Origin of the sequence: Thermococcus pacificus, assembly GCF_002214485.1 — an archaeon.
Lineage (GTDB): Archaea > Methanobacteriota_B > Thermococci > Thermococcales > Thermococcaceae > Thermococcus > Thermococcus pacificus.
The window spans coordinates 1,201,139-1,220,734 of the sequence record NZ_CP015102.1 but is presented as its reverse complement, the minus strand read 5'-3'; the positions used below and the strand labels follow the sequence as shown (position 1 = coordinate 1,220,734).

Annotated in this window: 22 protein-coding genes; 13 read left to right on the top strand and 9 right to left on the bottom strand. The window is 55.5% G+C overall.

All coding sequences use genetic code 11. The annotated features are described in order from the left end of the window. The first annotated feature begins 9 nt into the window (after nucleotides 1–9). Complete coding sequence (locus A3L08_RS06845; RefSeq protein WP_088854308.1) at nucleotides 10–996, top strand: metal ABC transporter solute-binding protein, Zn/Mn family; 987 nt, start codon at nucleotides 10–12, stop codon at nucleotides 994–996. A 62-nt stretch (nucleotides 997–1,058) separates the two neighbouring features. Here A3L08_RS06845 and A3L08_RS06840 read toward each other — a convergent pair whose 3' ends face one another. Genes A3L08_RS06840 through A3L08_RS06825 form a run of 4 tightly spaced genes read right to left on the bottom strand, consistent with a single transcriptional unit; the run spans nucleotide 1,059 to nucleotide 5,808 of the window. Further along, on the bottom strand, nucleotides 1,059–1,952 hold the full coding sequence (locus A3L08_RS06840) for an ABC transporter permease (RefSeq protein ID WP_088854307.1): 894 nt from the start codon (nucleotides 1,950–1,952) through the stop codon (nucleotides 1,059–1,061). Then, nucleotides 1,949–3,001: an ABC transporter permease gene (locus A3L08_RS06835; protein WP_088854306.1), complete on the bottom strand. Its 1,053-nt coding sequence runs from the start codon at nucleotides 2,999–3,001 to the stop codon at nucleotides 1,949–1,951. The genes A3L08_RS06840 and A3L08_RS06835 overlap by 4 nt, the downstream gene beginning before the upstream one ends. After that, the gene (locus tag A3L08_RS06830) at nucleotides 2,982–4,529 is read right to left on the bottom strand and encodes an ABC transporter ATP-binding protein (RefSeq protein WP_088854305.1); all 1,548 of its coding nucleotides are present in this window, start codon (nucleotides 4,527–4,529) and stop codon (nucleotides 2,982–2,984) included. Before A3L08_RS06830 ends, A3L08_RS06835 begins: the two co-directional genes overlap by 20 nt. 46 nt (nucleotides 4,530–4,575) lie before the next feature. Then, nucleotides 4,576–5,808, bottom strand: coding sequence for a BMP family lipoprotein (locus A3L08_RS06825; RefSeq protein WP_088854304.1), 1,233 nt, complete (start codon nucleotides 5,806–5,808; stop codon nucleotides 4,576–4,578). A 123-nt stretch (nucleotides 5,809–5,931) separates the two neighbouring features. Between A3L08_RS06825 and A3L08_RS06820 the strand changes: the two genes are divergently transcribed. Beyond that, nucleotides 5,932–6,381, top strand: coding sequence for a hypothetical protein (locus A3L08_RS06820; RefSeq protein WP_088854303.1), 450 nt, complete (start codon nucleotides 5,932–5,934; stop codon nucleotides 6,379–6,381). A 150-nt stretch (nucleotides 6,382–6,531) separates the two neighbouring features. Then, the gene (gene ftsY, locus A3L08_RS06815; RefSeq protein ID WP_088854302.1) at nucleotides 6,532–7,524 is read left to right on the top strand and encodes a signal recognition particle-docking protein FtsY; all 993 of its coding nucleotides are present in this window, start codon (nucleotides 6,532–6,534) and stop codon (nucleotides 7,522–7,524) included. A 6-nt stretch (nucleotides 7,525–7,530) separates the two neighbouring features. On the opposite strand, the gene A3L08_RS06810 is transcribed toward ftsY, so the two are convergent. From A3L08_RS06810 to A3L08_RS06795, 4 genes are all read right to left on the bottom strand, one after another. After that, on the bottom strand, nucleotides 7,531–7,983 hold the full coding sequence (locus A3L08_RS06810) for a hypothetical protein (RefSeq protein WP_088854301.1): 453 nt from the start codon (nucleotides 7,981–7,983) through the stop codon (nucleotides 7,531–7,533). Nucleotides 7,984–8,086: 103 nt separating this feature from the next. Further along, nucleotides 8,087–8,881: a 5'/3'-nucleotidase SurE gene (gene surE / locus A3L08_RS06805; protein ID WP_088854300.1), complete on the bottom strand. Its 795-nt coding sequence runs from the start codon at nucleotides 8,879–8,881 to the stop codon at nucleotides 8,087–8,089. A 2-nt stretch (nucleotides 8,882–8,883) separates the two neighbouring features. Next, complete coding sequence (locus tag A3L08_RS06800) at nucleotides 8,884–9,333, bottom strand: type II toxin-antitoxin system VapC family toxin (RefSeq protein WP_335755202.1); 450 nt, start codon at nucleotides 9,331–9,333, stop codon at nucleotides 8,884–8,886. Then, nucleotides 9,297–9,515, bottom strand: a complete 219-nt coding sequence (locus tag A3L08_RS06795; protein WP_088854298.1) for an MraZ C-terminal domain-containing protein — start codon at nucleotides 9,513–9,515, stop codon at nucleotides 9,297–9,299. Before A3L08_RS06795 ends, A3L08_RS06800 begins: the two co-directional genes overlap by 37 nt. 97 nt (nucleotides 9,516–9,612) lie before the next feature. Here A3L08_RS06795 and A3L08_RS06790 point away from each other — a divergent pair, with 97 nt between their 5' ends. The 9 genes from A3L08_RS06790 to A3L08_RS06750 all read left to right on the top strand — a co-directional run bounded on the left by A3L08_RS06790 (nucleotide 9,613) and on the right by A3L08_RS06750 (nucleotide 16,661). After that, a complete protein-coding gene (locus A3L08_RS06790; RefSeq protein WP_088854297.1) occupies nucleotides 9,613–10,587 on the top strand; it encodes an archaeosine biosynthesis radical SAM protein RaSEA in 975 nt (324 codons plus the stop codon). Nucleotides 10,588–10,737: 150 nt separating this feature from the next. Beyond that, nucleotides 10,738–11,010 (top strand): 2-oxoglutarate ferredoxin oxidoreductase subunit delta, encoded by a 273-nt coding sequence (locus tag A3L08_RS06785; RefSeq protein WP_088854296.1) that lies wholly within the window; start codon nucleotides 10,738–10,740, stop codon nucleotides 11,008–11,010. A 3-nt stretch (nucleotides 11,011–11,013) separates the two neighbouring features. Continuing rightward, on the top strand, nucleotides 11,014–12,204 hold the full coding sequence (locus A3L08_RS06780) for a 2-oxoacid:acceptor oxidoreductase subunit alpha (protein WP_088854295.1): 1,191 nt from the start codon (nucleotides 11,014–11,016) through the stop codon (nucleotides 12,202–12,204). Next, nucleotides 12,204–13,058, top strand: coding sequence for a 2-oxoacid:ferredoxin oxidoreductase subunit beta (locus tag A3L08_RS06775; RefSeq protein ID WP_088854294.1), 855 nt, complete (start codon nucleotides 12,204–12,206; stop codon nucleotides 13,056–13,058). Before A3L08_RS06780 ends, A3L08_RS06775 begins: the two co-directional genes overlap by 1 nt. A gap of 3 nt (nucleotides 13,059–13,061) precedes the next feature. After that, nucleotides 13,062–13,574 (top strand): 2-oxoacid:ferredoxin oxidoreductase subunit gamma, encoded by a 513-nt coding sequence (locus tag A3L08_RS06770; RefSeq protein ID WP_088854293.1) that lies wholly within the window; start codon nucleotides 13,062–13,064, stop codon nucleotides 13,572–13,574. Next, nucleotides 13,571–14,719: a 2-oxoacid:acceptor oxidoreductase subunit alpha gene (locus A3L08_RS06765; RefSeq protein ID WP_088854292.1), complete on the top strand. Its 1,149-nt coding sequence runs from the start codon at nucleotides 13,571–13,573 to the stop codon at nucleotides 14,717–14,719. The genes A3L08_RS06770 and A3L08_RS06765 overlap by 4 nt, the downstream gene beginning before the upstream one ends. Further along, nucleotides 14,719–15,564, top strand: a complete 846-nt coding sequence (locus A3L08_RS06760; RefSeq protein WP_088854909.1) for a 2-oxoacid:ferredoxin oxidoreductase subunit beta — start codon at nucleotides 14,719–14,721, stop codon at nucleotides 15,562–15,564. Before A3L08_RS06765 ends, A3L08_RS06760 begins: the two co-directional genes overlap by 1 nt. Then, nucleotides 15,561–16,121 carry a 2-oxoacid:ferredoxin oxidoreductase subunit gamma gene (locus A3L08_RS06755; protein ID WP_088854291.1) on the top strand — a complete coding sequence of 187 codons (561 nt, stop codon included), beginning with the start codon at nucleotides 15,561–15,563 and terminating at the stop codon, nucleotides 16,119–16,121. The genes A3L08_RS06760 and A3L08_RS06755 overlap by 4 nt, the downstream gene beginning before the upstream one ends. Before the next feature lie 51 nt (nucleotides 16,122–16,172). After that, nucleotides 16,173–16,661: a DUF192 domain-containing protein gene (locus A3L08_RS06750; protein ID WP_088854290.1), complete on the top strand. Its 489-nt coding sequence runs from the start codon at nucleotides 16,173–16,175 to the stop codon at nucleotides 16,659–16,661. 45 nt (nucleotides 16,662–16,706) lie between these two features. On the opposite strand, the gene A3L08_RS06745 is transcribed toward A3L08_RS06750, so the two are convergent. After that, entirely contained in the window at nucleotides 16,707–17,054 is a 348-nt protein-coding gene (locus A3L08_RS06745) for a 6-pyruvoyl trahydropterin synthase family protein (protein ID WP_088854289.1), read from the bottom strand. Nucleotides 17,055–17,360: 306 nt separating this feature from the next. Between A3L08_RS06745 and metG the strand changes: the two genes are divergently transcribed. Beyond that, complete coding sequence (metG, locus tag A3L08_RS06740; RefSeq protein WP_088854288.1) at nucleotides 17,361–19,595, top strand: methionine--tRNA ligase; 2,235 nt, start codon at nucleotides 17,361–17,363, stop codon at nucleotides 19,593–19,595. The last annotated feature ends 1 nt before the right edge of the window (nucleotide 19,596 follow it).

The window sequence follows — 19,596 nt, the reverse complement described above, 5'->3', positions numbered from 1 at the left end:
TGACCGAAAATGAAGGTGAAAGCTGTACTGTTCGTACTGCTCATTGCTGGAGTACTGTTCACACCAGGTGTTTCAGGGAGCGAGGGGAAGCCGCTGGTGGTGACCACCATCGGACCGCTGGCGGGGATAATCAGCGACGCGTTTGGGAACTCCGTTGACGTGGTCTACCTGATTCCGCCCGGAGCGGATCCACACGAGTACCAGTTGACGCCGAGCCAGATAGAACTCCTGAGAAAGGCAGACGTTATAGTCACGACCGGCGGGCATCTCCCAGTGGAGAAGAGGATAGCGGAGCTGAGGGAAGAGGGCACAATAACAGGGGAGGCCCTCTTCATTGAGGACTACAAAGCGAACGGGTTCCGCTACCTGAAGGAGCACTGGTACAGCGGCAAGGACAACCCCCACGGCGTCTGGCTCGACCCGACCAACGCACTCGCGATAGCTAGAGCCGCCGAAAGGGCACTGGAGAAAGCAGACCCCGGGAACGCTGAAGTCTACGCGGAGGAATACGAGAGATTTGAGGGGAGGGTGAAAGCAATAGCTGACTCTTACCGCGCCCTCGTCGGCCAGAACCACACCGCGGTTATCCAGATGCCCCCGGACCAGTACGCCATCGAGTGGCTGGGGATAAAGGCCGTCGCCTCGATAAAGCCCGAGGAGGAAGTTCCGGCTATAGGAGTCGATGACCTGGTTCCCACCGCGAAAACGGCCGACCTGATAGTCTACGGTATAGACAGTCCGGATCAAATGAAGAGGGCCGCCCTGGAACTGGCTTCCAAGAGCGGAAAGCCGGCCGCCGAGATAACCGTTTTCTGGAGCGACAGACCATACACGGAAGTCCTGATCGAGAACAGCGCCGCAGTGGTCAAAGCCCTCTCCGGAAACGCCCCAGTCGAGAAACCCGAAGGGAGGAGCGACGTTACACAATACGTTCTCATCTCCCTGGTCGTGGGAATAGTCCTCGGCACTGCCCTGGGCGTGGTACTCAAGAAATGAGCTTTTCTTTTCCAATTTTGTTCCTCGAAAGCCCAAAGCAAAAAAACAAGGAAAAGGGGAGCTCACTCCCTCTTGTAGGGCCTTCCATCGGCCTTTGGCGGCCTGGCCTTGCCGATGATTCCTGCCACAATGATGAGGGTCATTATGTAGGGCAGCATCAGGATGAACTGCCCCGGAATGATGTGCTTCGGTGCGAGCCAAGTGGCCAGTGCCTCGAAGAAACCGAAGAGCCAGCCGCCTATGAGCGAAACCAGCGGGTTCCAGCCGCTGAAGACCATGTTGGCAAGCGCTATGAAACCCCTTCCGCCGGACATCGTCTTGTGGACCAGTCCAAGCCAGTCGACGCTCATGTAGGCCCCTGCAAGGCCCGCGAGTGCGTGGCCATAAACGGCCGACCAGAAGCGGTACTTCTCAACGTTTATGCCGAGGGCGTCAGCTGCTTCGGGGTTCTCACCAACCGCCCTGACCCTGAGCCCGAGCGGGGTCTTGAAGAGCACCCACCACGTCACGAGGGCGATGAGTATGGTCACGAAGACCATGGGGCTGAGCTCCACGGTTGAGGTTTTTATGTGCCAGAGCTCCGCGTTGTCCGGGAGCTGGTGCTGGCCCGCGGTTCCCCAGTAGGCGAGGATGCCGAATGGGACGACACCCATCGCCAGGAGGTTGATGCCTATACCCGGGATGACGTGGTCTCCCTTGAGGTAGACCGTGAGTGCACCGTGGAGCATGCCCAGAAGCACTCCCGTCAGGACGCCCCCAAGGAGACCTATGGTGGCATGACCGCTCAGCTCCGCGAATATCGCCCCAAAGAAGGCGCTCATCAGGAGGACGCCTTCGTAGCCGATGCTGACAACACCGGCGCGCTCGCTCCACGCGGCACCAACGCTGGTCAGGACGATGGGAACCATGGCCATGAGGGAGGTTATGAGGATGGTAATCACGTCACCCGCGTTCATTGGGCAGCCCCCCTGTGGACGGCTTTCTTAACCAGGTCGTAGAGGCTCGGAATGGCTACTGCTATGACGATGATTCCCTGGATAACCTTGATGATTTCCAGCGGAACCTGGGCCCTGGCCTGCATCATGGCAGTTCCGGCGCGGAGCATTCCAAAGAACAGAGCCGAGAGAATTATTCCAAGCGGATGGTTCCTGCCGACGAGGGAAACGCCGATTCCATCGAAACCGAACCCGTAGATGTTGGCCCCGCCCTGGCTTATCGCGTATCCCGGCCCCTCACCCATTATCTTCATGGCGCCGCCGAGGCCGCTGAGCAGGCCGCCGATGATGAAGGACCACATGACGGCCAACTTAGGGTTCATTCCAGCGTAGCGCGCCGCTTTCTGGTTGATTCCACTTGCACGCATGCCGAAGCCCATCGTGGTGTGCCAAAGCAGGAAGTAGGTGAGGAGCGCCGCTATGACCGCGATGATTATCGCTATGGAGAGGCCGTAGCCTATCTCGGGAAGCCTGGCCGCTTCAGGTATCCTTATGGTCTTGTTGGGGTCGTTGGGGTTGGCGTAGGGGCCGACTATGAGCCAGAGGACGAAGAACCAGCCGATCCAGTTGAGCATGATGGTGGATATGACCTCGTGGACGCCGCGGTAGACCTTGAGGGCCGCCGCAGGGAGCGCCCACAGGGCTCCGAAGAGCATGCCCATCAGGAGGCCGAACCACATGTTGGCCCAGATGTTGGTGAAGATGACAGCCGCTATTGCGCCGAAGTAGAAGGAGCTCTCCGCACCGATGTTGAAGATTCCGGTCCTCGTGCCTATCGCGAAGGTCAAAGCCGTGAGCATTATCGGTGTGGCGTACTTGAGGGTTGATGCTATACCCCTGGCCGAACCCAATGCACCAGTGAACAGCCAGTAGTAAGCAGCCAGCGGGTCGTATCCGAAGGCCACGAGCACTATAGCACCGATTATGAAGCCGACGAGTATGGCTATGAGGCTCTCGATGAAGGGGCGGGGATTCAATGCTTTGGTCAGATCACTTCCTGATTTCTTCATAGCGTATTCCCCCCATCATCATTCCTATCTCTTCTGTGGTTACTTCCTCGGGCTTCACAACGCCCATGAACTCGCCCTCATAGATAATCCCCATCCTGTCGCTGAGCTGGAGGACCTCATCGAGGTCGGCCGAGACGAGGAGAACAGCTTTGCCCTCGTTCCTCAGCTTGACGAGGTAGTTCCTGATGTACTCCGTGGAGGCAACGTCAACACCGCGCGTCGGTTGTGCTGCTATGATGAAGACCGGCTCCTTGCTCACTTCCCTCGCAACGATGAGCTTCTGCTGGTTTCCACCGCTGAGGGACTTGACAGGGGCCTCTGTTCCTGGCGCAGAGATGTCGAACTGCTCTATGAGGGCCTGCGCATGCTTCCTGACCTTGCCCCAGTGGATAACCCCCTTAAAGCGCTGAAACTTCGGCCGCCAGTGCAGGCCGAGGACTGAATTCTCCGTAACGGTCATGTCCAGTATGAGACCCATATGCGTCCTGTCCTCAGGGACGTGGGCCATCCCCATGTCGTAGAGCTCCCGGGGGGTCTTCCCGGTTATGTCCTTTCCGTTGAGATAAATCCTTCCCCCACTCACCTTTCTGAGTCCGGATATGGCCTCTATAAGCTCGGTCTGTCCGTTGCCCTCAACGCCGGCTATGCCGAATATCTCGCCGGCGCGAACCTCGAAGGAGAGGTTTTTGACTGCCACCTCACCGCGGTCTCCCATGACCTTGAGGTTCTCCACCTTGAGTATCGGCTCTCCCGCCTCCTTTGGGGGCTTCTCTATCCTGAGGACAACGTCCCTGCCTACCATCATCCTTGCAAGGAGTTGGGGAGTAGCCTCATTCGTGTTGACCGTCCCCACGACCTCTCCCTTTCTGATTACCGTGACGCGGTCGGTGAGTTCAAGAACCTCGTTGAGCTTGTGGCTGATGAAAATTATCGTCTTACCCTCAGCCTTGAGCTGCCTCAGAACCCTGAAAAGCTCCTCGACCTCTATGGGGGTCAGCACCGCCGTTGGTTCGTCGAGAATGAGCACGTCGACGTCGCGGTAGAGCATCTTCAGTATCTCAATCCTCTGCTGGACGCCGACGGGGAGATCCTCAACGGGAATATCCAGCGGCACCTGAAAGTTCAGGTCGTCCATAAGCTTCTGGAGCTTTTTCCTTGCCCTCTCAACGTCTATCTTTGAGAACAGTCCGTGGCCCTCCATTCCGAGGATTATGTTGTGGAGGGCGTCGAAAACCTCAACGAGCGTGAAGTGCTGGTGAACCATGCCGATGCCCTTGGATATGGCATCGGACGGGCTCTTAAAGCGAACCTCCTCCCCGTTGATGAAAATTTTACCGGAGGTGGGTTGGAGCATACCAAAGAGGATCTTCATGAGCGTAGTTTTTCCGGCACCGTTCTCACCGAGGAGACCCAAAATCTCGCCTTTATTAACCGTAAGATCAACACCCTTGAGGGCCCTCGTGCCGTCAGGGTACACCTTAACTATTCCCTTCATCTCGATTATCGGCCTTCTCTCCGTTGTCCCCATTGCCACACCCCCTATGCTAAGAAAGTTGAGAGAAAAAAGTAAATGTTCACTGGGCGAGCTCTTGCATGTCCTGCCAGGTCTTGGCCTGCCTGACCTTCTCTATGCCGTCCTTGTCCATCGGGGCGGGAACCTTGATCTCGCCGCTGACTATCTTGTCCTGGAGCTGCTTGACGGCGTCCCATATCCAGTCAGGAACCTGGCCCCTGGTCTGCTCGAGGTACTGCTTGAGCTCGTCCCTGCTGTTGAAGCCGAGGTCCTTAAGCTTCTGCTTCTGGGTGTCTTCAGGGAGGGAGTCGAACATGGCCATGACGTCGTCGACGGTGCTGAGACCAACACCGCCCTCCTCGAGGCCAAGCTCGACAACACCGCCCTTGAAAGTGCCCTCAACGGCATCCTTAACGGCGGTGTACACACCGACGTCAACGCGCTTCGTCATTGAGGCGATTATAACGCCCGGCTTTATCCAGTCCTGGGCTGAATCGACACCGATGGCAAACGGCGGACCCATCTTCTTGTTCTGGGCCTTGAGGGCCTCTTCAACGGCATCGAAGACACCGAGTCCCGTTCCTCCAGCCACCTGGTAGATAACCCACGCACCCTGGCTGAGTTGAGCCTGGGCCGCGGCCTTACCCTTGGCGGCGTCTCCGAAAGAGCCGGTGTACTGGTAGAGGACGTCTATGTTAACGTCCTTGCCCTCCTTCTGCTTGTAGTAGTCCTCGGCCCACTTGACGCCAAAGCGGTAGCCGGCCTCGAACTTGTAGAGAACCGGAATCTCCATACCGAGAACTATTCCAACCTTGTCCTTACCGTCGTTGGCCGCGATAAGGCCTGCAAGGGCTCCGGCGAGGGCCGAACCCTCGTTCTCCTTGAAGAGGATCATCATAACGTTGTCGGGCATTTCGGGGTCAGAACCATCTATGATTGCGAACTTCTGGTCCGGATACTCGCTCGCAACCTGCTTAACGGCATCGGTCATCATGAAACCAACGGCGATGATAACGGCGTACTTCCCTTCGCTGGCAAGGGTGCGAAGGTTCTCGACGTAGTCATCCTCGCTGTTGCTCTGAAGCTCAACGAGGTCGAGGTTAAAGTCCTTGGCGGCCTTGCTGGCACCGAGATAGGCCATATCGTTGAAGCTCAGGTCACCCCTGCCACCGACGTCGTAAACGATGGCAATGGCACCCGTTTTGGACTCTTCTCCACCGGAGGAGATACAGCCGCTGGCCACGACGCTTATGGCCAGGAGGCCGATTAAAAACAGACTCAGCCACTTCTTCATAGTAACACCCCGCGAGTTTTCAAAAGGATACCCCCTGCATGGAATATATAGTTTGCGGTCCCCTGAAAACCGAAAATTTGGGAAAGGATTTTAACCATCCGGTAAAAGTTTTTTGTGATGACCATGCTGAAGGAACTAGCCGAACTGGATTCGGGAGCCGTTTTAATAACTGGAGACGGGAAGAGACTTGCGAGAATATACATCAATGCCTGGAGCAGGGGCGGAAGGCGCGTGCTTGCAGAATACCTGCCGTTTCAGGTGAACGGTGACGTCTACATCGGTTCGCCCTTTGAGAGCGACGACTTCGAGGTCTACCTGATAGTCAATCCCCTCTCGCGCCCGAAGGCGGAACGGGAGAAGCTCCACCGCTGGCTCGCGGGGCACAGGGACAAACTCATCCTCCTCTACGAGCAGAAGTATGTCAAGGACTCGATAGCGCGCTATGGAATTAAGGAATTCATCGATTATCTAATCGCATACAAGAGGGAGACCGTCGGTTTCGAGCAGGTGGATGTGATGCGCCTTGAGGAAGGGAAGGTCGTGGGGAGTAAAACCTACATCAGGAGATACTGACTGAAGCGGGAGAATTTATAAACCGCAGAGACAAGGTGGTTCGCCCGATGACGAGTGGCTTCGGGTCTGAGGTATGATGACACCAGCTATCGCCGAGGGCGTTCATAACTATTATATAGGAAAGAGCCGCCCGCTAATCAGGTGGTGAAGATGTTTGGAAAGCTCAGGGAGAAGCTCAAAAAGTTCACACAGACCGTCGAGGAGAAGATAGAGGAAGAGGAAAAGGTCGTTGAGAAGAAAACCCCCGAAGAAACTGAGGAGAAGAAAGGGTTCATAGAGCGGCTCCTCCAGGTCGAAATAAAGGAGAAGGACATCGAGGACGCCCTCGATGAGCTTGAGCTGGAGCTCCTCGAGGCGGACGTTGCCCTTGAGACGGTTGAAGCCCTCAGGGAGAAGATAAAGGAGAAGCTCGTCGGGAGAAAGGTAAGGGTCGGAACGAACAAGGGGAAAATCATCGAGGAGGCCCTCCGCGAGGCGATAACCGAGATCCTCACCCCCGAGAAGAGGATAGACCTCATTGAGATGATCAAATCAAAGGAGGAGAAGCCCTTCGTCATAGCCTTCGTCGGCTTCAACGGCTCCGGAAAGACCACCACCATAGCCAAGCTCGCCCACGGGCTCAAGAAGAACGGCCTTTCGGTCGTCATCGCGGCGAGCGATACCTTCAGGGCCGGTGCAATAGAGCAGCTGGAGGAGCACGCGAAAAGGGTTGGTGTCAAGGTCATAAAACACTCCTACGGCGCCGATCCAGCCGCCGTCGCCTACGACGCGATCCAGCACGCGAAGGCCAGGGGAATTGATGTGGTCCTCATCGACACCGCCGGAAGGAACGAGCTCAACAGGAACCTCATGGACGAGATGAAGAAGATAGCGAGGGTTACCAAGCCGGACCTCGTCATATTCGTCGGCGACTCCCTCGGCGGAAACTCCGTCGTCGAGCAGGCAAAACAGTTCAACGAGGCGGTTAGGATAGACGGCGTGATTTTGACGAAGCTCGACGCAGATGCCAGGGGTGGGGCGGCGCTGAGCATAAGCCACGCCATTGGAGCGCCGATACTCTTCGTCGGCGTCGGCCAGGGCTACGACGACCTAAGGCCCTTCGACGAGAAGTGGTTCGTGGAGAGGATTTTCGGGGAGGAGTGAAATATTTCACACCGAAACGGAGGTTCCACTCCATACCATAGTGCAGAGAATAAACAAGACTATGAGTGACGTGGCTATCCATATTGGCCTTTCCGCTCTTTTTATCCGTGGGAGGCTGTACAGGACCACCGAGACTGTTGCAGGCACGAGGAAGGAAATCAATGACCCATCGAAGAGATACAGGAGGATGACTGCTATTAAAACGAGGGCAAGCGAAGGGACTCCAAACGCCACGAGTTCACTCCATTCCTTCCAGAGGCCAAGGATAATTGAAATTAGAAACGGTGCTATTACGAGAAGGACAAAAGTTGCTGATGGGCTAAAGTGGAAGCTGCAGATTGGATAGGGATGAGTCTGAAGGCAAGAAGCCCCGACGTAGTATTCTGGGGGGAGCAAAATCATGAGCAGGAACTCCCATGCGGGAAAGATGAGAAGATAGAGGAGCGAGCGAAGCTTCATGGGTTCACATCCCCTGGGAATTACTGAACTCAATATGTGCAAAACTCCCTAAAAGTTTTTGTGAACTTTTATTAAGTTAAAGGGTTACTTTTTTCCGAAAGCCTCACCCTTCAGGGCCGGAGGAGATCAGATTTAATATTTCCATAACCATCCTAAAATCCACTTCCGCCGTCATATCTATGTTTATCGGCGTCACGCTGACCTTCCGTTCGACTTTCAGGGCGTAGGCGTCAGTCCCCGGCTCGAATTCGGTGGTTCTCTTTCCGACTATCCAGTAATAGGGGTGCCCCCGCGGGTCTATTCTCTCCTCAACCGTTGGACAGTAGCGCTTTCTCGCGAGCCTTGTTATCGTTATCTCAGTCTCTTCAGTTGCATCGCTCGGGACGTTAACGTTGAGCATGTCAACACCCTCTGGAAGGCCGTTCTCCAGTATTGCCCTGGCTATTTTCTTAAGGAAATATGCTGAAACCGAGAAGTCTATTCCCTCTCCCTCACCGAGCGTCTTCTTCCACTCAACCTCAAGGCTTATGGCAATGCTCGGAATCCCGTGAGTTGCTGCCTCAATTGCGGCAGAAGCGGTCCCCGAAACGGTTATTTCAGTGCTCAGGTTTTCCCCGAGGTTTATGCCGCTGACGGCGAGGTCAAAGTCTCCGAAGCGCGCTATGGCGAAGATGACACAGTCCGTGGGGGTGCCGTCTATCCCATAAGCGGCTTTAGCCCCTGGAAGCTCAATGCGCTTTGCCCTTATCGGTCTGTGGAGCGTCATCGCCCTCCCGCTGGCGCTCCTCTGGAAGAGCGGGGCGACAACATAGACCTCGCCGAGCTCGCTCAGGGCTTTCACTGCCGCCCTGATGCCGTTGGAGTAAATGCCGTCGTCGTTGGTTAGTAGGATTCTCATCGCTACTCCCTCACGATTTTCACATCGAGCTTTTCAAAATCCCTGTCAAAGGTGTAGATTTCATCAATACCAAGTTCCCGCATTTTAAGGTATGCGAGTGCATCGTTTATCCCCAGATTCCTTTCCTCAGCGATCAACGCCGCCCGGAGGTAATCCGCAGTTGAAACGTCAAGGACCCTGATATTTTGGGAGGTAAGCACTGAAAGAACGATTTCGGCTGCCTTCCCCTTTCCGGCTCTGCTTTCCACGACATTTGCCACTTCGCTGAGGTGGATCACAGTCGTAACGACTTCTTCACCATCGCTGACCCTCCTGAGAATCCCTTTGGCTTTCTCTTTGATGGCTTTGACGGTATCTGGAGGTTCTCTGCGAGGCTTGAGGAAGGCGTATATGAAGACGTTGGCGTCTATGAACCTCACCGTTCCCACAGCTCCTTCTTCAGCTCTTCCCATTCCTTCAGCTCCTCGACCTCAACCGTGTCGAAGAACCGTGTAAGGTCCCACTTTCTCCTCGGCAATATCTCAACCCTATCACCGAGATCAACGAGTATTACCTCCTCTCCGAGCTTTTCCCTAATCTCCTTTGGAAGGAGAATCCTCCCCTGAGGGTCTATCCTCTTCACCACAACTTCCATTCTCTCACCATTTTGGAATCTGCCCACCAGATATAAATAGCTTCCGCCAGCACTCACCTTTAAAAACCCTAACCACCAGCGGCCTTCAGGTGAGAAAATGACGTACTGGACGAGTGAGGACAACGTGGCCGGAAAGCCGGGAACGGCGCTCTTCATAATCCTGCCAACGATAGGCTGCTACCGCTTCCGCATAGGGGAAGCCTGCTACATGTGTGCCTATCCAACCGCCGCGCCTAAGATAAAGTGGAGTCAAGAAGCGATAGTGGACTACGTCCGCGAGGCATTGAAGAAGATTGAAGGAAAGAAAGGACCCTTCGCGGTGAGAATGTTTACCTCGGGCTCTTTCCTCGACAACGGCGAGCTGAAGCCGGAGACGAGGAGGAAAATCTTCGAGATTCTGGCAAAAATGGACAACGTTGAGGAGATAGTCATCGAGAGCAGGAGCGAGCTTGTGCGCTACGATGCGGTTAAGGAGCTCGCCGAGATAGTCCCGGACAAGCACTTTGAGGTTGCCATCGGCTTGGAGACCGCGAACGACGATATTGCCAACATCTCCATCAACAAGGGCAACACCTTCGCGGACTTCGTGAAGGCCGCTGAAATAGTCCACAAGGCCGGGGCGAAGGTCAAAACTTACCTTCTCCTCAAGCCAATCTTCCTGAGCGAGAGGGACGGGATAAGAGACGCAAAGGAGAGCATAATCAAGGCCGAGCCCTACACCGATACCTTCTCGATTAACATAACCGATATACAGAAGGGGACGCTCTATGAGAGGCTCTGGGAGAAAGGGGAGTACCGCCCGCCATGGCTCTGGAGTGCGGTTGAGCTTCTCATCTGGGCCAAGAGGAAGTTCCCGGAGAAGAGAATTCTCAGCGATCCGGTAGGAGCGGGTTCAAAGCGTGGACCGCACAACTGCCTCACCGATTACGACAGGGTTATTGGAAGGGCGATAAAGAAGTTCTCTGCCACCCAGGATCTCAGCCACATCGAGAGTCTCAAGCCCGAGTGTCGCGAGCGCTGGGAGTACATAGTTGAGAACGGCCTCCTTGACTGGCAGCTGGTGACCTGGTGAAGTTATTTCGTTTTTGAATGTATCTTCATGCTTTCTTTTCGCGGGGTTTATAACCCCCTCCGCGGTTCTTTGATGTTCAATTTTGGACATCCACGAAACCTTTAAATGTTGACAAACGTAAACGGGTTTAGCAAATCGCGGGTGATGGTTATGGCAGATGTCGAAGGGAAAACCACCGTTGAAAAGAACGGCTACCTCGTGGTCGGTAAGGCGGAGGGAATAGTTGAAATCGACGTCGACACTTTTCTCTGTAAGGGCTGCGGAATCTGCGTCGAGATGTGCCCGAGGAAGGTCTTCGAGTGGAGCAAAGAGCTAAGCGAAAAGGGTGTGCATTACCCTGTCCCGGTTCACGCCGAGAAGTGCGTCAAGTGCAAGCTCTGCGAGCTCCTCTGCCCGGACTTCGCCATCGCGGTAAGGTGGTGACGCATGATCATCCGCGGCGACGAGCCTGAACAGGTCAGGCTCATAAAGAAGCTCTACAAACCCGGCAACTACTTCATGCAGGGCAACGAGGCCGTTGCCTACGGGGCAATCTTCGCGGGCTGCCGCTTCTACGCTGGTTATCCCATAACGCCGTCGAGTGAGATAGCCGAGACGATGGCCAGGGAGCTTCCGAAGCTCGGCGGCTACTACCTCCAGATGGAGGACGAGATTGGAAGCATCGCCGCGATGGTTGGGGCCTCCTGGACCGGCTTCAAGGTCATGACCGCCACCGCCGGCCCCGGTTTCAGCCTGATGCAGGAGAACCTCGGCTACGCCGTGATGACCGAGACACCGCTCGTTCTCGTTGATGTCCAGAGGAGCGGACCCAGCACAGGACAGGCAACGAAGGGCGCTCAAGGAGACTTCTTCCAAGCCAGGTGGGGGACCCACGGAGACCACCCGATAGTTGCAGTCTCCCCCACCAGCGGGCAGGACGCCTTCTGGGAAACCATTCGCGCCTTCAACATCGCAGAGAAGCTGAGGACGCCCGTCGTTGTGCTCTTCGACGGCGTTTTAGCGCACACGAGGGAGCAGATAAGGATTCCCGACGTTGAGGAGGTCGAGATAGCCTACCGCAAGCTCCCTGCCAACGAAGAGGAAGCGAGACTCCCCTTCGGCGACCCGCACGGTGACGGCGTTCCACCAATGCCGCTTTTCGGCCACGGCTACTTCACCCACGTCACAGGTTCAACCCACAAGGAGAACGGACTGAGGGACGTTTACACCCCTGAGGTTCATGACAGGCTTGTCAGGAGAATCCACAGAAAGATAGAACAGAATAGAGACGTTTACGAAAAGTACGAGGAGCACTTCGCGGACGACGCCGAAATCCTTGTGGTCAGCTGGGGTGTAACTGCTCGCCCGGCCCTCGGAGCGGTTCTCAAGGCGAGGGAAGAGGGAATAAAGGCCGGCCTCTTTGTGCCGAAGACCGTCCACCCGTTCCCTGGTGAGAGGATGAAGCAGCTCGGAAAGAAGGTCAGGGCAGTCCTCGTCGCCGAGATGAACCTCGGACAGATGATCCTTGAGGTTCAGCGCTTTGTCAACGACGACGTTCTGCTTAAGGGCGTTAACAAGATAGGCGGCGTCCCGCTGACAGTTGAGGAAATCCTGCGCGAGATAAGGGGTGTTGCCTGATGGCCAAGGAGATTTACTCCAAGTATCCGCTCATCAAGTATCTGAGGAAGGAGGCCCTTCCCACGGCCCTCTGTCCCGGTTGTGGCGGTGGAACCGTCCTGAACGCCTTTGCCAACGCTGTTGACGGGCTCAAGATTGACCCGAAGGACCTGGTGGTAGTAAGTGGAATAGGCTGTTCCGCTTGGATAGCCTCGCCCTACTTCCTGGCTGATACACTCCACACGACCCACGGAAGGGCGATAGCCTTTGCAACCGGAGTAAAGGTTGGTCTGCCGGACAAGAAGGTCGTCGTCATAAGCGGTGATGGAGATCTGGCGAGCATTGGTGGAAACCACTTACTCCACGCCGCGAGGAGGAACATCGACATAACGGTCATCCTCGTTAACAACATGATATACGGCATGACCGGCGGACAGGTTGCTCCTACGACTCCTTTTGGGGCAAAGACCACCACCAGCCCCTACAGGAACATCGAGCACCCGCTCAACATAAGCGAGACAGTCGCAGCTGCGGGAGCGAGCTATGTTGCCAGATGGACTACAGCCCACGTCTACCAGCTCATAGAGAGCATCAAGAAGGCCCTTCAGGTCAAGGGGTTCTCGCTCGTGGAGGTCGTTTCCCAGTGTCCGGTCCAGTTCGGAAGGAGGAACAGGATGAAAGAGCCGGCCGAGATGCTCCGCTGGTTCCTCAAGAACAGCGTGCCGGTAAGCAAAGCCAAGAAAATGAAGCCGGAGGAGCTTGAGGGTAAGTTCGTCATCGGTGAGTTCGTCAACAGGGAGAGGCCGGAGTTCGTTACCGAGCTTAACAAGCTGATTGATGAGGTCCAGGAGCACTTCGGGCTTAAGGGGGAGTGAGAGATGCAGATTAGGTTCGCCGGTATAGGTGGCCAGGGCGTCGTCCTGGCCGGCGTCATCCTCGGGGAGGCCGCTGCCATAGAGGGCCTCAACGTCGTCCAGACCCAGGACTACAGCTCTGCCAGCAGGGGTGGTCATTCCATAGCTGACGTTATAATCTCGAAGGAGCCGATTTACGACGTTATCGTGACTAAAGCTGACGTTCTCGTGGCCCTTGCACAGCTCGGCTACGACACAGTAAAGGACGAGCTGAAGGAGGGCGGCCTGCTCATCATTGACACGGACCTGGTCAAGCCAGATAGGGACTACATAGGTGCCCCCTTCACGAGGCTCGCCGAGGAAACAACTGGACTTGCCCTGACGGTGAACATGGTGGCCCTTGGATATCTCGTTGCAAAGACCGGAGTCGTGAAGAAGGAGAACGTTGAAGAAGCGATAAGGAGGCGTGTCCCCAAGGGGACTGAGGAGATAAACATCAGGGCTTTTAGAGCCGGATTTGAGGAGGGATTGAAATGAGATACCCGTTTCCCGTCGGAAAATCTGACTTCATTCAAGGAGATGAGGCCATAGCGAGGGCGGCTATCCTTGCCGGCTGCAGGTTTTACGCCGGATATCCAATTACACCGGCCAGCGAGATATTCGAGGCAATGGCCCTTTACATGCCTCTCGTCGATGGGGTTAGCATACAGATGGAGGACGAGATAGCGAGCATAGCCGCGATAATAGGTGCTTCTTGGGCAGGGGCGAAGGCGATGACCGCAACGAGCGGCCCGGGCTTCTCTCTGATGCAGGAAAACATAGGCTACGCGATAATGACTGAAACGCCGATAGTCATCGTTGACGTCCAGCGTGGAGGCCCGAGCACCGGCCAGCCGACGCTCGCGGCACAGGGCGACATAATGCAGGCCATATGGGGAACGCACGGCGACCACAGCCTCATAGTGCTCTCCCCGTCCACAGTCCAGGAGGCCTTTGACTTCACGATAAGGGCATTCAACCTCGCCGAGAAGTACAGAACCCCTGTCGTTCTGCTCACCGACGCCGAGATAGCCCACATGCGCGAGAGAGTTCACATCCCGAACCCGGATGAGATTGAAATCGTCAACAGGAAGCTCCCGGCAAACGAGGAGGAGGCGAAGTACCCCTTCGGGGACATTCACGGCGACGGCGTCCCGCCGATGCCCGTCTTTGGAAAGGGCTACCGCACCTACGTGACCGGCCTCACCCACGACGAGCGCGGGAGGCCGAAAACCGTGGATGCTGAGGTTCACGAGAGGCTCATCAAGAGAATCATTGACAAGCTGGAGTGCAACAAGGCCGATATAATCACCTACGACGCCTACGAGCTTGAAGACGCTGAGATAGCGATAGTTACAACCGGAATAGTTTCGCGCTCAGCCGTAAGGGCCGTCAAGATACTCCGCGAGCGCGGTGTTAAGGCGGGACTTCTCAAGCTCAACACGATATGGCCCTTCGACTTCGATATGATCGAAGAACTGGCGGAGCGCGTGAAGAAGATATACGTCCCGGAGATGAACCTCGGACAGCTCTACCACCTCGTTAAGGAAGGAGCAAACGGAAAGGCAGAGGTCGAGCTGATATCGAAGATAGGCGGTGAGGTTCACACTCCAATGGAGATCGTTGAAAGGGTGGTGGGATGATGTACCTGAAGCCCGCTTACGAGATCCGCGAGAAGTACCTGAGGAAGGACATGCTTCCGACGATATTCTGTCCGGGCTGTGGAATAGGCTCGGCGTTACAGTACACGCTCCGCGCGATAGACGACCTCGGCCTCAACCAGGATGAGATAGTGTGGGTCAGCGGAATAGGCTGCTCCTCCCGCGTTCCTGGTTTTGTGAACTTCGACGGCCTTCACACCACCCACGGGAGGGCTTTGGCCTTCGCTACCGGGATAAAGCTCACCAACCCTGACCTCAAGATAATCGCCTTCATGGGCGACGGCGATGCCGCTGCGATAGGCGGAAACCACTTCATCCACGCCATAAGGAGGAACCTCGACGTTACGGTGATACTCATCAACAACTTCACCTACGGAATGACGGGTGGACAGGTGGCACCAACGGCCCTCAAGGGGCTCAAGGGCACCACCGCCCCTTACGGCCAGTTTGAGAACCCCTTTGACATAGCGGATTTAGCAGTCTCGGCTGGAGCCAACTACGTGGCAAGGTGGAGCGTCTTCAACTACCTCCAGGGCATCAACAGCATAAAGAAGGCCCTTCAGAAGGAGGGCTTCTCGCTCGTCGAGTTCCTCTCGCCGTGCCCGATCAGCTTCGGAAGGAGGAACAGGATGAAGACTTCGCCAGAGCTGCTCCGCTGGTACCAGAAGATAACCGTCCCGCTCGCAAAGGCCAAGAAGATGCCGCCGGAAGAGCTCGAGGGCAAGATAGTCATCGGTGAGTTCGCCGACAGGGACAGGCCCGGACTGGTTAGGGAGTACGAGGCCTATAAGAAGCGCGCCAAGAAGATGATGGGGTGGGAAGAATGAGAAAGGAAGTTCTCTTCAGCGGGTTCGGCGGCCAGGGAGTCATATTAGCGAGTGTCATCCTCGGAAGGGCCGCTGCCGTCTATGAGGGCCTCTACGCGGTCCAAACGCAGAGCTATGGCCCAGAGTCAAGGGGCGGTGCAAGTAAGGCGGAGGTGGTCATCAGCGACGAGCCGATAGACTACCCCAAGACTCTTGAGCCGGACTACGCGGTCTTCTTCTCCCAGGAGGCCTACAGCAAGTACCTCCACACGGTTAAGGAAGGTGCGAAGGTGATAATCGAGAAGGATCTCGTTCCCCACCGTGATCTTGAGTTCGAGAAGAAGCTTGACGTCATAGCCCTCCCGCTGACAGAGATAGCCGAGGAGACCACCGGGCTGAGCCTTACCATGAACATCCTGACCCTCGGAATTCTGACGGCGTGGACAGACGTTGTAAGCAAGGAGGCAATTGAGAAGGCCGTCCTCGACACGGTCCCGAAGGGCACGGAGGAGATAAACAAAAGAGCCCTCAAAAAAGGCTTTGAGATCGGGGAAAAGGCCAAGGCAGGGGAGCTCTGATTTTTTCTTCCCTCCCAAAACCTTATCAATCTATCCCCTCCATTTCTTACCATGATAACCAACGAGACCAAGGGCAGGGTCTGGCATGGGCCCGTCAGGATGGCGGACACTTTCTTCAAGCGCTTCAGGGGGTTAATGCTGGCCAAGAACATCAACTACGCCCTAGTCTTCGTTCTGCCAGCTGAAACAAAGGCCAACGCCTCGATTCACATGTTCTTCATGCTCTCGGAGATAGACGTCATCTGGCTGGACTCGGCGAGGCGCGTTGTGGACTTCAAGAGGGCCAAAAAGTGGCGGCTCTACTCCCCAAAGAAGGCCGCGAAGTACATCATCGAGGGCCCGGTCGGACTGATAAGGACGCTTGAAGTGGAAGAGGGCGACCTGATAGACTGGTCTCCAACAGAGGAGAAGGGAAAGGCCATTCCAGTTAAGTCCCTGCTTCCGGGAAAGATCGACCTGAACGGCTCTAAGAACGGCGTGGCGATGGTTGAAAGCGTGAAGGAAGTTAGAGCCGATTCACCCCGACCAAGAGAGGGTTAAAGGGCCGAAGAACTTTTTACCGTTGTATTCCAAACAGAATTTTTTTCAGAACTCAAACTCAACCCCGTTCTCGTCGCCCTCCCAGAGCCTCAAGCGGTGGAGCTTAACCCCCTCCGGCAGTCTCTTCTCAACCTCACCGGCAATCCAGAGGGCAATGTTCTCCGTCGTCGGATTATCGAAGAACGTGTTTAGATTTCTGTGATCGAGCTGTTCGAGGATATCCTCAACGATCGCCCTCAGCTGGAGAAAGTCGATGACGTAGCCGTTCCTCAGCGGACCTTCAACGGCTATTTCAAGCCGGAAGGTGTGTCCGTGTATCTCCTCCGCTTGGCCATCTATGACGACTGCGTGGGCGGCCTCAAATTTAAAGCGCTCTATGACGCGGGATTTCATTTTTCACACCGAAAATCAAATCAGCCCCAACGTCTTAAACTTTTAGGGTGGTGCCTGTGGGCTGCGGCATGACCGCCAGTGCCAACCGCGTTATAACCGCTGGGGTTCTCGTCTTCGTCGAGCCGGGGTCTTCAAAAAGTTCCTCGAGCTGAAGGAGAAGTCCCCTCGTAATAGTTGAAGAATCTCACTGGGGAGTGATTTTATATCAAAATCTACATATTTTCTCCACCGCTTAATAACTCACCGTAATGTTTAAAACCCGCAGGGCTTATAAGGGAGCAGAATCATTGGCGGACGGTGGTTAAAATGGTCAGGTACATGGTCACCTCGGCGTTACCTTACGCTAACGGGCCGATTCACGCGGGACACCTCGCCGGGGCTTACCTTCCAGCGGACATCTTCGTGCGCTATCTAAGGCTCAAGGGCGAGGAAGTGCTCTTCATCTGCGGAACCGACGAGCATGGAACCCCGATAACATTCCGCGCGCTCAAAGAGGGTAGGAGCCCAAGGGAGATCGTCGATGAGTTCCACGAGCACATAAAGACGACCTTCGAGAGGGCGAAGATAAGCTTCGATTTCTTTGGAAGGACTGAACTGCCCGTCCACTACAGGCTCAGCCAGGAGTTCTTTCTAAAGGCGCTCGAAAACGGCCACCTCGTTAAGAAGGTCAGCAAGCAGGCCTACTGCGAGCACGACAAGATGTTCCTGCCGGACAGATACGTCATCGGAACTTGCCCCTACTGTGGAGCGGAAAACCAGAGGGGAGACCAGTGTGAGGTCTGCGGCCATCCCCTCACGCCTGAGATACTCATCAACCCGCGCTGCAACATCTGCGGCAACCCGGTGACCTTCAAGGGCTCGGCTCACTACTACATAAAAATGCAGGACTTTCAGGAGAGGCTCAAGAAGTGGGTCGAGAGCCAGGAGCACTGGAAACCGAACGTTCGCAACACCGTCCTCGGCTGGATAAACGAGGGGCTTGAAGAGAGGGCCATGACTCGCGACCTCGACTGGGGAATCCCGGTTCCGCTCGACGAAGAGGACGTCAGGGGTAAGGTCCTCTACGTCTGGTTCGAGGCCCCGATAGGCTACATCAGCATCACCATCGAGCACCTGAAGAGGGAAGGAAGGGAAAACGAGTGGAAGAAGTTCTGGCTCAACCTCGACGGGCAGACTAAGGTCATCCACTTCATCGGCAAGGACAACGTGCCATTCCACGCGATATTCTGGCCCGCCTTCCTGATGGCTTACGGCAAATACAAGGATGAGGAAGTCGAGGCAGAGTGGAACCTGCCCTACGACATCCCGGCCAACGAGTACCTCAACCTCGAGGGCAGGAAGTTCTCGACGAGCAGGAACTGGGCGATATGGGTCCACGAGTTCCTGGATGCATTCCCTGCAGATTACCTGCGCTACTACCTCACAGCCATAATGCCGGAAACGAGGGACAGCGACTTCAACTTCGCCGACTTCAAGAGTAAGATAAATGAGGAGCTCGTCAACAACCTCGGAAACTTCGTGCACCGTGCAATGACCTTCGTGAACAGGTACTTCGACGGCATTGTGCCGGAGAGGGGAGAGCTCGACGACCTCGACAGGCAAGCCTTCGAGGAGATTGAGAAGGCGTTTGAAGAGGTCGGCGAGCTTATAATGAACTATCGCTTCAAGGATGCCCTTAAGCGCGTTATGGAGCTGGCAATCTTCGGAAACCGCTACTTCGACTACCAGAAGCCCTGGAAGACTGCCAAGACCGACCGCGAGAGGACGGCAACGACAGTGAACGTCTCGCTCCAGATCGTCAAGGCCCTTGGAATCCTCCTCGAGCCGTTCCTACCGGACGCGAGCGAGAAGATATGGCACCTCCTCAACCTTGAGGAGTCAAAGAGCTGGGAGTTCAGCGAGCTTAAAGCTGGCCACCGCGTCAGGAAGGCCTTCCCGATGTTCAGGAAGGTGACCGACGAGGAGATAATCCACTTCATCGTGAACTACATAGGAAGGGGCAACCCCGAGAGTGCCAAACTGCTCCTTGAGAAGTACTACAAGAAGGATGACGTCTTCAAGGTCATCCTCGAGCGCTTCGGTGAGGAGAGAAAGAAGGAAGCCCTTGCGCTCCTTGAGGCTATCTACAAGGAGGTTCCCGAGGTAAAAGGTGGAAAGGCCGAAAAGGCCAAATCTCCCGGAAAGAAGGAGAATGCAAAAAAGGAGGGTAAAAAGATGGAGTACATAAGCTTTGACGACTTTGCGAAGCTTGATTTGAGGGTTGGAAAGATAATCGAGGTCAAGGACCACCCCAACGCCGACAGACTCTACGTGGTAAAGGTCGACCTCGGAGACGAGGTCAGGCAGCTCGTCGCCGGGCTGAAGAAGTACTACAAGCCGGAAGAGCTGCTCAACCACTACGTCGTCATTATAGCGAACCTCGAGCCCAAGAAGCTCCGCGGCGTTGAGAGCCAGGGAATGCTCCTCGCTGCCGACGATGGAGAGAACGTCGCCCTGCTCATGCCAGACAAAGAAATAAAGCTTGGTTCAAGAATAAGGTGAG

Coding starts and splice junctions, on each gene's coding strand:
- A3L08_RS06845 (WP_088854308.1), top strand. CDS start 10: ATGAAGGTGAAAGCTGTACTGTTCGTACTGCTCATTGCTGGAGTACTG.
- A3L08_RS06840 (WP_088854307.1), bottom strand. CDS start 1,952: ATGAACGCGGGTGACGTGATTACCATCCTCATAACCTCCCTCATGGCC.
- A3L08_RS06835 (WP_088854306.1), bottom strand. CDS start 3,001: ATGAAGAAATCAGGAAGTGATCTGACCAAAGCATTGAATCCCCGCCCC.
- A3L08_RS06830 (WP_088854305.1), bottom strand. CDS start 4,529: ATGGGGACAACGGAGAGAAGGCCGATAATCGAGATGAAGGGAATAGTT.
- A3L08_RS06825 (WP_088854304.1), bottom strand. CDS start 5,808: ATGAAGAAGTGGCTGAGTCTGTTTTTAATCGGCCTCCTGGCCATAAGC.
- A3L08_RS06820 (WP_088854303.1), top strand. CDS start 5,932: ATGCTGAAGGAACTAGCCGAACTGGATTCGGGAGCCGTTTTAATAACT.
- ftsY (WP_088854302.1), top strand. CDS start 6,532: ATGTTTGGAAAGCTCAGGGAGAAGCTCAAAAAGTTCACACAGACCGTC.
- A3L08_RS06810 (WP_088854301.1), bottom strand. CDS start 7,983: ATGAAGCTTCGCTCGCTCCTCTATCTTCTCATCTTTCCCGCATGGGAG.
- surE (WP_088854300.1), bottom strand. CDS start 8,881: ATGAGAATCCTACTAACCAACGACGACGGCATTTACTCCAACGGCATC.
- A3L08_RS06800 (WP_335755202.1), bottom strand. CDS start 9,333: ATGGGAAGAGCTGAAGAAGGAGCTGTGGGAACGGTGAGGTTCATAGAC.
- A3L08_RS06795 (WP_088854298.1), bottom strand. CDS start 9,515: ATGGAAGTTGTGGTGAAGAGGATAGACCCTCAGGGGAGGATTCTCCTT.
- A3L08_RS06790 (WP_088854297.1), top strand. CDS start 9,613: ATGACGTACTGGACGAGTGAGGACAACGTGGCCGGAAAGCCGGGAACG.
- A3L08_RS06785 (WP_088854296.1), top strand. CDS start 10,738: ATGGCAGATGTCGAAGGGAAAACCACCGTTGAAAAGAACGGCTACCTC.
- A3L08_RS06780 (WP_088854295.1), top strand. CDS start 11,014: ATGATCATCCGCGGCGACGAGCCTGAACAGGTCAGGCTCATAAAGAAG.
- A3L08_RS06775 (WP_088854294.1), top strand. CDS start 12,204: ATGGCCAAGGAGATTTACTCCAAGTATCCGCTCATCAAGTATCTGAGG.
- A3L08_RS06770 (WP_088854293.1), top strand. CDS start 13,062: ATGCAGATTAGGTTCGCCGGTATAGGTGGCCAGGGCGTCGTCCTGGCC.
- A3L08_RS06765 (WP_088854292.1), top strand. CDS start 13,571: ATGAGATACCCGTTTCCCGTCGGAAAATCTGACTTCATTCAAGGAGAT.
- A3L08_RS06760 (WP_088854909.1), top strand. CDS start 14,719: ATGTACCTGAAGCCCGCTTACGAGATCCGCGAGAAGTACCTGAGGAAG.
- A3L08_RS06755 (WP_088854291.1), top strand. CDS start 15,561: ATGAGAAAGGAAGTTCTCTTCAGCGGGTTCGGCGGCCAGGGAGTCATA.
- A3L08_RS06750 (WP_088854290.1), top strand. CDS start 16,173: ATGATAACCAACGAGACCAAGGGCAGGGTCTGGCATGGGCCCGTCAGG.
- A3L08_RS06745 (WP_088854289.1), bottom strand. CDS start 17,054: ATGAAATCCCGCGTCATAGAGCGCTTTAAATTTGAGGCCGCCCACGCA.
- metG (WP_088854288.1), top strand. CDS start 17,361: ATGGTCAGGTACATGGTCACCTCGGCGTTACCTTACGCTAACGGGCCG.